Here is a 12,361-nt window from a genome sequence, read left to right as displayed (position 1 = left end):
TCGTCCTGTATCGATGACAGGACGCTTACGCAAGAACCGGGCCATCCGCCGATTGTCGCGCAGCCAAGGCGAGGACCGATAACGATTGGCCAGGACACCGGTAGCTTTGACATATCGGTGTGTCGAACGGCATCGAAGACGGTGGTTCCCCGGCGGCCATGGCCGCATCCGGCGGCGTGGCGCCTTGGGTGTGCCATGCCGGGTCGACGCCCGTCTCCAGCACCGCGTGCCACACCTCCTGCCCCGGCAAGGCAAACGTGCAGGCGTCGGCGGCGCTGTTGATGATCAGCAGCAGCCCCATCAGATGACCCTGCATATCGATACCGGCGCGGCGACACAAAAGTCGCTTGCCCGCAGGGTCATTCCAGGCGTCGATCGACATCGGCGTGCCGTTTTCGTCAAACCAGTCGACGTCATGCCAGTCCGTTCCGGGAATCGGATGCGTGCCATCGAGGAAGCGCGTATCGCGCAGCAAGGGCTGCGACCGGCGTAGCGCGGTCAGTTGTGCAACGTAGCGGCATAGCGCCTGGGCGTGCGGAAGCGCCGCGTCCTGCCAGTCGAGCCATGAGAGGGCATTGTCCTGGCAATACGCATTGTTGTTGCCGTGCTGGGTGCGACCGAATTCATCGCCGGCCGCCAGCATTGGTGTGCCGAGCGAGATAAACGGCATTGCCAGTAACGCGCGCAGTACCCGCAGCCGCTGCGCGACGATGCCGGGGTCGTCGGTGGGTCCTTCCACGCCCCAGTTGGCGCTGCAATTGTCGCTATGTCCGTCGCGATTTTCCTCGCCGTTGGCCTCGTTGTGTTTTTCCGCGTATCGCACGACGTCGGCGGCGGGGAAGCCGTCGTGCGACGCCACATAGTTGATCGAGGCCCACGGTCGCCGGTGGCGTCGATTGAAAAGGTCCGCCGAGCCGGTGATGCGGGCGGCGATTTCCGGGCGCTGCCCATCGTCGCCACGCCACAAGCGTCGCGCGCCGTCGCGGAATTTATCGTTCCACTCCGCGAAACCGGGTGGGTGGGCGCCAAGTTGATAACCGTCCGGGCCGACATCCCACGGTTCGGAAATCAATTTCAGTCGGGAGAGCACCGGATCCTGGCGCACGGCATCGAAGAAGCCGGAGCCGGGATCGAAGCCATGGCCTTCGCGTCCGAGGGTGACACCCAGATCGAAGCGATAGCCATCGATGCGAAAGGCCTCGGCCCAGTATCGCAGCGAATCCATCACCATCTGCAGCACGCGTGGATGCGACAGGTTGACCGTGTTCCCGCAGCCGGTTTCGTCGATGTAGTGCCGCTCGTCTCCGGGGATCAATCGATAGTAGCTGGCGTTGTCCAGCCCGCGCCAGGACAGCGTGGGGCCCAAGGCATTGCCTTCGCAGGTATGGTTGAACACGACGTCGAGAAGGACTTCAATCCCGGCGTCGTGCAACTTGCGTACGGCAACGCGGATCTCGTCGAGTTCGCGCAGCGGCGAGGACATCGACGAGAGCGCCGCGCGCGCACCGGCGGCGGACCCGCGCGACAGATAGCCCGGTTCCGGCGCGAAGAACGAGAGCGTGCTGTAGCCCCAGTAGTTGCGCAGGCCGCGCTCCACCAGGAAGCGATCCTGAGAGAAGGCATGCACCGGCATCAATTCGAGGGTGGTGACACCGAGTTTCACCAGATGATCGATGAAGGCGGGCGACGCGAGTGCCGCGAAGGTGCCACGTTGCGGCGGCAGCACGTCCTCTCGGGTCATCGAGATGCCGCGTACATGGGCTTCGTAGATCACCGTATCAGACCACGGACGATGGGGGCGACGGTCATTGGCCCAGTCGAATGACTCGGTGGTCACCACGCATTTGGGCATGGCCGCCGCGCTGTCGCGGCGATCGAAGGCCAGGTCCGCGCGCCGCGACGACAAGCGGTATCCGAACAGCGCGTCCGACCAGCGCAATGGTCCGGCGAGTTGCTTCGCATAAGGGTCGAGCAACAGCTTGTGTGGATTGAATCGGTGGCCGTGCTGCGGTTGCCAGGGGCCATGGGCGCGCAATCCGTACAGCATGCCTGGTTGCGCATCCGGAAGATAGCCATGCCACACTTCGTCGGTGCATTCCGGGAGCCGCATGCGCGCGATTTCACGGCGTCCGGAGGGATCGAAAATACACAGGTCGATGGCGACGGCATTCGCGGAAAATACCGCGAAGTTGGTGCCCAATCCATCCCAGGTCGCACCCAGGGGATAGGGTACGCCGGGTAAAAGCCGGTCGGCGATCATGCGCAGTCCTGTCGGAAAAGGTGGCTGATCAAAGGGAGTGCTTACAACATTTGATTCAGGCACTGCCGTCCGGGGTAATCGGCCGTGCCTGGGACGGGCGTGACGCCCGGCGTACCACACATTGAACCGTATCCATCACACTACGTCATGCACTCGCGGCCGTGATCCGGGCGCCGAAGCATGTGCGGCATCAGGCGCTTGTCAGAACGCGGCCAGCACGATGGTGGCCAAGGGTGGCAACGTCAATGCAATCGACCATCCATGGCCGTGCGAGGGAATCGCCTGTGCCTGAACGCCGCCACTGTTGCCGACATTGCTGCCGCCGTAGATCTCCGCGTCCGTATTGAGCATTTCGCGCCACCAGCCTTCATGTGGCACACCGATCCGATACTGTTCACGCGGAACAGGTGTCAGGTTTACGGCTGCCAGGACCGTGCGTTCCCCATGGCGCCGCGCGAACACGTAGACGCTGTTGAGCGCGTCGTCGCCGACCAGCCATTGGAACCCGGCCGGATCGCTGTCACTCGCATAAAGCGCGGGTTCATGCGTGTACAAGCGATTCAAGTCACCGACGACCCTTTGCACGCCGGCATGCAATGCATCATCCAGCAGGTGCCAATGGGGCGAGGCGTCATGATTCCACTCGGCGTACTGCCCAAGTTCGCCCCCCATGAACATCAGTTTCTTACCGGGGTGCAGATACATGAACGCAAAGTAGGCGCGCAGATTGGCAAAGCGTTGCCAGGTATCGCCCGGCATCCGGCCGAGCAGCGAGCCCTTGCCATGCACGACTTCATCGTGTGACAGCGGCAGCACGAAACGCTCGGAGTAGGCGTAGACCATGCCGAACGTCATCTCGTGATGGTGATGCGGACGATAGATCGGGTCACGCTGCATATAGGCCAGCGTGTCGTGCATCCACCCCATGTTCCATTTGAAGTCGAAGCCCAGCCCCCCTTGGTCTACCGGCGCCGTGACACCAGGCCAGGCCGTGGATTCCTCGGCGATCGTGATCGCGCCGGGCGCGTGATGGTGAACCTCGTTGTTCAAACGGCGCAGAAAGGCGATCGATTCCTCGTTCTCCCGGCCGCCCCATTGATTCGGCACCCACTCGCCTTGGCGGCGGCTGTAGTCCCGATACAGCATGGACGCTACCGCATCCACGCGCAGCGCGTCGATGTGGAAGCGCTGCAACCACGCCAACGCCGAGGCCAGCATGAAGCCGGATACTTCGTTGCGGCCCAGATTGAAGATCCACGTGTTCCAGTCAGGGTGATAGCCCTCGCGTGGGTCGGCATGTTCATAGAGCGGTGTGCCGTCGAAATGAATCATGCCGTGTGCATCATTCGGAAAGTGCGCGGGCACCCAGTCGACGATCACGCCCAGGCCTTCGCGGTGCGCGCGATCGACGAAAGCGGCGAATTGCGTTGGCGTACCAAAGCGCGCCGAAGGGGCGAACGGACTCAACGGCTGATAGCCCCACGAGCCCCCGAACGGATGTTCGGCCAATGGCAGGAATTCGAGATGCGTGAAGCCGAGGGACTTTGCATAGGGAATCAGGCGGTCACCCAGTTCCTCCCAGTTCATCGCGCGGTTGCCTTCCTCCGGCACGCGCATCCACGATTCGGCGTGTACTTCGTAGATCGCGATGGGCGACGCCGCCGTTTGCCGCGCGCCACGCTGCGCCATCCACGCCTCGTCGGTCCAACGGATCGCGCTATCGTCGGCAACGATCGATGCGGTGGCTGGCGGGCGTTCTGTTTGTCGTGCCACTGGATCGGCCTTCAGGGGCAGCGTTTGTCCGTCAGGGCCGATCAGCTCGTATTTGTATCGCGTCCCACCGCTCAGGCCCGGGATGAACAGCTCCCATACGCCACCATGGTGCCGTACGCGCATTGGATGACGTCGGCCGTCCCAACTATTGAAGTCGCCCACCACCGAGACACGTCGGGCATTCGGCGCCCAGACGGCAAACAACACGCCGATGACGCCATCGACGGTCGTGATGCGTGAGCCAAGGCAGGTGTTTACCGCCGACGGATCACCCCATGCCAGTCGATCGAGATCGCTGTCGTGTAGCACGGGGCCGAAGGCGTAGACATCGGCACAGTCCTGCGTGGCACTGCCCCAGTCGATCCGTAATCGATACTCCGCGGGTCCTGGTTTCTTTGGCAGCATGCCAACGAACAGGCCGTCGGCGCCTGGTACACCTTGCATGGGTGCCAGCGTCTTGCCGGACGCATCCGTCAGGGTTACGCCGCGGGCGCCTGGCAACAGCGTGCGGACAAATGTATCAGTGCGTTCGGGCACGCCATGCGGGCCGAGTACGGCAAACGGGTCCCAATGGCGGCCTTGCAGCAACGCATCGACATCGTGGTCGCCGAGTCCGGCGCGCAACTGCCCGTTGCCCTCGCGCGCCGCTTGCGCGGCATGGCTTTCGAGGGGCAGGGTCGGTTCAGTCATGAGTGGCTCCGTATCGGATATCGTTATCGGTTTTAAACATCGCTGCCTCGATCGAGATTTTCCGCGCCTGCGACATCGGATGCCGCATTGGTGTCGGTGTCGCCCAGCAGTCGCGCGGCCAACGCCGCGAGGCCACGCAGCGGCAAGGCAAGCCAGGTCGGACGATTCGCTGCTTCATAGCGGATTTCGTAGGCAGCCTTTTCCACCAGGAACAAATCGATCAATGCCGCTTCGGTTCGTGCGTCCGCCAGAGGTTGCGCGGCGCTTGCGATTGCCGTGCGATACGCTTCCAGAAAACGATCGCGCGCGCGGGCACTGAATGCTTCCAGCAACATTCGGCGCCGGTCGTTCGACGGCAGTTGCGCCGTCTCGTTTGCCGTTGCCGTCAAGGCGGCAGCACCGGCGTAGGACAGTGAACGCAGCAAGCCTGCCACATCGCGATAGGGACTCATCTTGCGGCGCCGATCAGCCACGCTGCGCGCCGGTTCGCCCTCGAAGTCGATCAGATAGGCGTCGAGTTGCGCCACCAGGATCTGGCCCAGGTGGAAATCACCGTGAATCCGGGTGCGCAATGCAACCGGCTTGTCGCCGACGATGTCCTTGACCGCGCGGACCAGGTCCTTGCGGCGCGCAAGCAGGGTAGTCGCCAGCGCGCGTGCATCGTCATCGAGCGCATCGACATGGCGCGACAATGTGTCGAGTGCATCATCGAGCTGCGTCACTGTCTCGCTGATCCAGCCTTTGACGTCGCTTGCGCTCGCGACTTCCGGCGAAAACGCCGGATCGTCGCTCGGGGCCGCCAGGATCACATGCAATTCGCCCAGGCGCGTGCCGATCGTCGCGGCCATCGCGCCATAACCTTCGATCGATTGCGCGTAGTCTTCCTCGCGAATCGACTGGCCCGGGTCGGGCTGCTTGCCTGTCTGTTTTGCGGTCTTGCCGGCCGTGGCGTCGTCCAGACCGACGGTCACGGCTACCGCGAGATCGTCGGTGGCGCGACGCAGATAGTCCAGGACCCAGTGCCAGGCATCACCCTGGTTTTCGATAAAGCCTTGCAGGATCGCCAAGGTATGAGGCTCGCCCGAGGCATCGGTACGCACCACTTCGCCAAGCAGCGCGGCGGTATTCGCGTACGCACGCTCGGTCAGGTATCGCGTCATTTCCGCTTCGGGATGGATGCCCGGCACGACCCGTCGCACCAGTTTCAATACGGCGGCATCGCCGATCACTAGCGAGCTGTTGCTTTGTTCCGCCGCAAGCCAGCGGATCTCGGGCGCGTCATTTCCCGTCTGCGTCGTGGTCTCGGCAGGCAATACCTGCTGCAAGGCGGCGGATGGCAGAAAGGTCACCTCGCCTTGCGGCGTTTGCACGCGCGCTTTCTCATGCAGCATGCGAATCATCGCGTGCGGCAGCGCGGACAAGGAGAATGCATCGGTCAGGTAACCGACGGTGCGACCGCTGCGTACGCGGGCAAGGGCGAGTTGCTGCGGCAGCGGCGACGCCGTGGCCGAGTTGTCCCATGAGACGGCGAGCGGCAGGAAGTAGCGTTCGGTTCTTACCGCGCCGCTGACATCATCGCTGGCGGACAGGTCGGCTTCCACTTCGGCCAGCAGGATGTTCTCCACGCCCGGCGTCATCAGTGAGTAATACGCCAGCCGTACCGCGCGCAGTGTGGCGTCCTTCGCGGCAAACCAGCGTCGCATGCCGAGATAGGTCGGCAGTACCTCCGTTTCCAGCGTCCGCTGTTGCGCGGTGGCGCTTGGCAATTGCACGCCCTTGCGAACGACAAAGGTGACGAATTCCGGCAATTGCTCCGATGGCGCAACGCTCCAGGACGGCCGCACGCCATCGGCGCACAGCGTGAACCAATAGAACCCGTAGGGCGGTAGCGTCAACAGATAGGTCAACTGTCCGATAGGTGGAAATGCAGAGTCAGCGGTCATTTCAACCGGCACGCTGCCAGCGAATTCGGACAGGTCGAGTTCGACGGCCTCCGGCGCGCGGCCGAGATTGGCCACGCACAAGACCGGCGATTCACCGTCAAGTTCGCGCAGATACGCCAGGACCTTCCGGTTCGACGGGCGCAGGAAACGGATGCGGCCGCGGCCGAAAGCCTGACGGGCGCGCCGGGTGACCAGCATGCGCCGCATCCAGTTGAGCAGCGAATGCGGGTCGCGGCTTTGCGATTCCACATTCACCGCGTCAAAGCCATAGAGCGACCCCATGACCGGTGGCAGGACGAGTTGTTCCGGATCGGCGCGCGAGAAACCACCGTTGCGGTCGGACGACCACTGCATGGGCGTCCGCACGCCGTCGCGGTCGCCCAGATGAATGTTGTCGCCCATGCCGATCTCGTCGCCGTAATAGATGACGGGTGTACCGGGCATCGACAACAGCAGCGAGTTGATCAGTTCGATACGTCGGCGGTCACGTTCGAGCAGCGGCGCCAGCCGACGTCGGATGCCCATGTTGATACGCGCACGCCGGTCGCTTGCATAGGTATTCCACAGGTAATCGCGTTCCTTGTCGGTCACCATCTCGAGCGTCAGCTCGTCGTGATTGCGCAAGAAGATTGCCCATTGGCAGGTTTCCGGGATATCCGGCGTCTGCCGCATGATGTCGGTGATCGGAAAACGGTCTTCACTGGCGATGGCCATGTAGATGCGTGGCATCAGCGGGAAATGGAATGCCATGTGGCATTCGTCGCTGTCGCCAAAGTACTCCTGCACATCTTCCGGCCATTGATTGGCTTCGGCCAGCAGCATCTTGTTCGGGAACGAGGCGTCCAGCGATGCACGGATCTTTTTCAGGATCACATGCGTTTCCGGGAGGTTCTCGTTGTTGGTTCCCTCGCGTTCCACCAAATAGGGAATCGCGTCGAGGCGGAGTCCGTCAACGCCCATCTCCAGCCAGAACTTCATGACGGACAGCACTTCCTGCAACACGCGCGGATTGTCGAAGTTCAGGTCCGGCTGGTGCGAATAGAAGCGATGCCAGTAATACGCCTGCGCAACCGGATCGTAAGTCCAGTTGGACGTTTCCGTGTCGTTGAAGATGATGCGCGTCTCACCGTACTTCTTGTCGTCGTCCGACCAGACGTAGTAGTTGCGATGATTCGACCCAGGCTTGGCCTGGCGTGCGCGCTGGAACCAGGGATGTTGGTCCGATGTATGGTTGATCACCAACTCGGTGATCACGCGCAGGCCGCGTGCATGTGCTTCGGCGATGAAGCGCTTGAAGTCGGCAAGCGTGCCGTAATCGGTATTGACACCGCGGTAGTCGGCGATGTCATAGCCGTCATCGCGGCGCGGAGAGGGATAGAAAGGCAGCAGCCAGATCGCGTCCACGCCTAATTCCGCAATGTAATCGAGCTTGGACAACAACCCCGGAAAGTCACCGATCCCGTCGTGGTTGGCGTCGAAGAATGACTTCACGTGCAGTTGGTAAATGATCGCGTCCTTGTACCACAGCGGATCGTCCTTCAACAGCGCGACTTTTTGATGTTTCATCCGTGCGCTCCTTCATGATGCGTGCTGCCGCCGGGTGCGGCGTCAGTGCTGCTGCCGGTGTCGGGCGGCGCCGAGAGCGGGGGTTGCCAGCCCGGCGCGCTGACGCGACGAATCGCAAAGGGCAGTACTTGCGGATCGAGCCGGACAACTTGATGCTTGCCTTGTATCTGGAAGTGTTCGCCGCTGACCAGATCATGGGCGTCGAGCACGTCACCATCTCCCCGACCCCAGCGCCAGAGCGGGATCTCGACGGCCGACTCCTGGATGTCCCATGGCGTCATGCTGACGGCAATCAGCAGTACGTTGTCACGGTTCGGCGTGGCTTTCTCGAAGAACAGCACGTTCGGATTCGATGACGGCAGGAAGGTCACGTTGAGGTGTGTCTGCAGCGCGGGGTTCGCGCGACGGATGCGGTTCAGCAACGCTATCTCACTAATGATGTTGCCGGGACGTTCCCAGTCCCATGCGCGGATCTGGTACTTCTCGGAATCCAGATATTCCTCGCTGTCTGGCAATGCCGCGGCTTCGCACAATTCGAAGCCGCTATAGACGCCCCAGACGCCGGACAACAGCGCCGCCAACGCTGCCCGGATCATGAAGCCGGCGCGGCCGCTGCGTTGCAGAAATCGGGGATTGATGTCCGGGGTGTTGACGAAGAAGTTCGGACGGAAGTATTCGCGTACCGCCGTCTGCGTCAGCGTCTCCATATACTCAGTCAGGTCGTCCTTCGTGTCACGCCACGTGAAATACGTGTACGACTGCGAGAAGCCGACCTTGGCAAGCCTGTTCATTACCTTGGGCCGCGTGAAGGCCTCGGAGAGAAACAGTGTTTGCGGGTGACGTCGGCGCACCTCGGCGATCATCCATTCCCAGAAAGGAAAGGGTTTGGTATGCGGATTGTCCACGCGGAAGATATCCACGCCCTCGCGTACCCAGAACAGTACCGCGTCGCGCAGTTCGAGCCAGAGGTCCGGCATCGATGCGTCGGCATAGAAATCAGGGTTGACGATGTCCTGGTACTTTTTCGGCGGATTCTCCGCGTACCGCAAAGAGCCGTCCGGACGCCATGCGAACCAATCGGGATGATGCTTGAGCCAGGGGTGGTCGGGCGAGCATTGGATCGCGAAATCGAGGGCGAGTTCGAGACCGTGCTCGCGTGCGGCATGCAGCAGCGTGCGGAAGTCGTCGAGCGTGCCCAGCTCCGGGTGGATCGCCGTATGCCCCCCGGATTCCGCACCGATGGCATACGGGCTGCCGACATCGTCGGGGCCGGCGTTCAGCGTATTGTTGGGGCCCTTGCGATTGGCCCGGCCGATTGGATGTATTGGCGGAAAATACAGCACGTCGAAGCCCATTGCCCGAATGGCCGGCAGCCGGGCGATGACATCGATGAACGTGCCATGGCGTTGCATGTCGCCGGAGGCCGAACGCGGAAACAACTCATACCATGAGGCAAAGCGTGCCGCGCGCCGTTCGGCTTGAATCGTCAGCGTCCGAGGGTGACGTACGCGGAAGTCGCGGTGTCCGGTAGCGCGCACGGCCGCGGCGGTTTTTGTCGAGAGGACGATATCCAGCCGCCTTGCCGCGTTGGCATCCTGGTAAGCCGCTGCAATCGTGCGAAGCGCATCACTGCGATGCGCAAGCCGCGCGTTGCCGCCGGCCGTGCCTGACGTCGGCAGGGCCGCCGTCGTACTGGCGCCGACACTGCTGGCGGCGCTCGACTTGGGCTTGGCGGGGGTGTCGCCGGACTTGTCGGCCTTGGCGCGCTTCGCGGGCTTCGTGTCGTCCACGGCCACGACCTCTGTCTTGCCTTCCTTCGCCAGCAGGGCACTGGTCTTGGCGTCCTTGGCCGCCTTGGGGGCGTCGCCGCCGCTCTCCCGAAGGATGCGCGTGAAAAACTGGGCGGCTTCTTCCAGTTCAAGGGTCACGTCCTGCGCGGCGGCACGCTTCTTCTGGATATGGTCGACGAGGGTATCAAACGTATCGCGCCACGCCTCGATCGTAAATTCGTACGTTCCCAGGCGCCGCAACGGCAGCGTGGCGTGCCAGCGGTCGTTGCCGCTTGCATGCATCGGAATCTCGCGCCAGCCGTCGTTGGTGGCGGGGGGGCCGTCGACGGCGGCGGTCGCCCAGTCCGCTTCGCGCCATAGCACGACAGCGGCAAGATGATCGTGCCCGTCGATGAACGCGTCGGCTTCGATCGTGACCGGTTCGCCCACCACGCGCTTTGCAGCAAAGCGGCCGTCGTCGACGTTCGGCGTGACGTTCTCGATGGCGATGCGCGGCACCTGGATCGCGTCGAGGGCCGCTTTGCGGTCGCTGGCGGAGGGGCGTGCCGCTTTCTTCGTGCCGCCGGTTTTTGGCGCACCTTCATCCGGTTTCAGGACAACGGCGTCAGGTCGCGTTGCGTGCAGCAAGCGCACTTCGGCAGGCGCCAGCGTGACTACGTCCGCCGGCGGCGAGGGCAGCGCCGGAGCAGCGTTGGCGTCGTCACCGCCGGCAGATGTCGACGCGCGCAGGAGTGGCAGCGTCTCGTAGTGGGTGAAGCCACCGGGCATTCCATCGCGCCAACGTTGCAGGTCGGCAAGCGCGGGCCGGTACAGGTCCGGATTGACCAACATGAGGATCGCATCCCGCGCGCGACGCGGATCGATGCAATCGGTGCGCAGCAACGCGGTGGCGCTGGCATCCGGGCCTGTCAGCGGCGTCAGCGCACAGCGGCTTCGCAGGATGGGCCCGATGTCGGCGCCGATGGCGTTCAATCCGGTTGGTGCCGCGCCACGTGGCTTCGCGCTACCCGATTTCCGGGGTTTGCAATAGGCATTCAACGCGGTGATGGCTTCGCGTACGTCGATGCGCGGTCCAACATGCGCGCCCCCCGTGCGTTGCTCGCCATCGCGCGTCGCCTCTTTGAAATCCGAGCGGGCACCGGTCAGCGGCGTGCGCGTCAGGGGACGGTCGACACCGAATTCGAAACCCATCGGCATCAGCCATCCGGTCCCGGTTAGCGCGGCAATCTGCAGCGAGCGTTGATAGGCCCGGGTGATCGCCGCATGGTCTGCCGGGGACGCCAGCGTCGGCAGGTCCGATACCAAGCGTGGCCCGAATGGGGTTTCAGGAAAAGCGATGGGCGGTGCGATGCGCGCCAGTGCCTGCACTTCGTCGGCAAGCCAGTCGGCGCGTGCATCCCACCAACGTACCGATGAGAACACGCCATCGAACGCTGCGCTTTCCAGGTCGCGGAGGGCATCGCGCGTGGCGCCAGGCGTCCAGGCCAGGAACCGTTGCGCCGGATAGACCTCGCGTACGCCGGCGGCGAGCCGGCGCCACACGTGGGGCGCGATACCATTGATACCGTCGAACCGGAAACCGGCGACGCCCGCCTTCGCATAGCGGCGCAACTGCCGAATCCACCAATCGATCAGAGGCGACTGTGTATCCGGGTGGCCGAAGTTCGCATGGGCGATCAGGTCCGCCCGAGGGTCGTGGCGCGGGTCGATCCGGCCATGATGCGCGCCCGGCGGATGAAACCAGTCGGGGTGGTCGCGGTATAGACCCGCATCATTGCCAATGCGGTCGATGACGACGTCGAGCAACAGCGTCAGCCCGTGTGCCTGGCTGGCCTTCGCGAGCGCGGCAAGCCAGTCGAGCGCGTCCGGTTCCTTCACATCGCTCGGCACGACCGTCTTGCCGTCCGGCGCATCCCCGCCATCGGCGGCGTGACGATCCGCGGCGCCTGGCAATAGGGATCTGCACAAGCGATGGTGATCGGCCGTGATGAAGCAATCGTTCGCGCGGCCGGGCAGGAAGGGCGGGGCGATCAGCAGGTGATCGAAGCCCATCGCCGCGGCACGCGTGAGCGTGCGCTCCCACTCCTCGCTCAACGTGTCCTTGACTTCATGCAGCGGCCCAAGTAAGGACGGCTGTACATAGTAGATGCGCGGCGCGAACAAGACGGTGCGGGAAGCCGCGGCATGGTTGCCGTGCGGGAGCGGGGGAGGCGCCTCACCTGCTGAAGTGGGTGAGACAGTGTGATCGGTGGGAAGTCGGGTATCAGAATCCATCTGCTGCGTGTCTCCTTTTTTATTAGGCCACGTCCGACACGCTGGACGATCTGACCGGCCCAAGG

At 63.3% G+C, this 12,361-nt stretch carries 4 protein-coding genes; all 4 read right to left on the bottom strand.

Annotated elements, in window-relative coordinates:
• Window positions 1-25: 25 nt before the first annotated feature.
• Window positions 26-2,260: a glycogen debranching protein GlgX gene (gene glgX / locus WM40_RS07695; protein WP_024901351.1), complete on the bottom strand. Its 2,235-nt coding sequence runs from the start codon at window positions 2,258-2,260 to the stop codon at window positions 26-28.
• 201 nt (window positions 2,261-2,461) lie between these two features.
• Window positions 2,462-4,723 carry a 1,4-alpha-glucan branching protein GlgB gene (glgB, locus tag WM40_RS07690; RefSeq protein WP_082102506.1) on the bottom strand — a complete coding sequence of 754 codons (2,262 nt, stop codon included), beginning with the start codon at window positions 4,721-4,723 and terminating at the stop codon, window positions 2,462-2,464.
• Window positions 4,724-4,755: 32 nt separating this feature from the next.
• Window positions 4,756-8,232: a maltose alpha-D-glucosyltransferase gene (gene treS, locus WM40_RS07685; RefSeq protein WP_051504095.1), complete on the bottom strand. Its 3,477-nt coding sequence runs from the start codon at window positions 8,230-8,232 to the stop codon at window positions 4,756-4,758.
• Window positions 8,229-12,296 carry a maltotransferase domain-containing protein gene (locus WM40_RS30820; RefSeq protein ID WP_169786165.1) on the bottom strand — a complete coding sequence of 1,356 codons (4,068 nt, stop codon included), beginning with the start codon at window positions 12,294-12,296 and terminating at the stop codon, window positions 8,229-8,231. The genes treS and WM40_RS30820 overlap by 4 nt, the downstream gene beginning before the upstream one ends.
• Between the last annotated feature and the right edge of the window lie 65 nt (window positions 12,297-12,361).

It is taken from the genome of Robbsia andropogonis (assembly GCF_000970345.1).
Lineage (GTDB): Bacteria > Pseudomonadota > Gammaproteobacteria > Burkholderiales > Burkholderiaceae > Robbsia > Robbsia andropogonis.
This window is presented reverse-complemented; position numbering and strand designations above follow the sequence as displayed.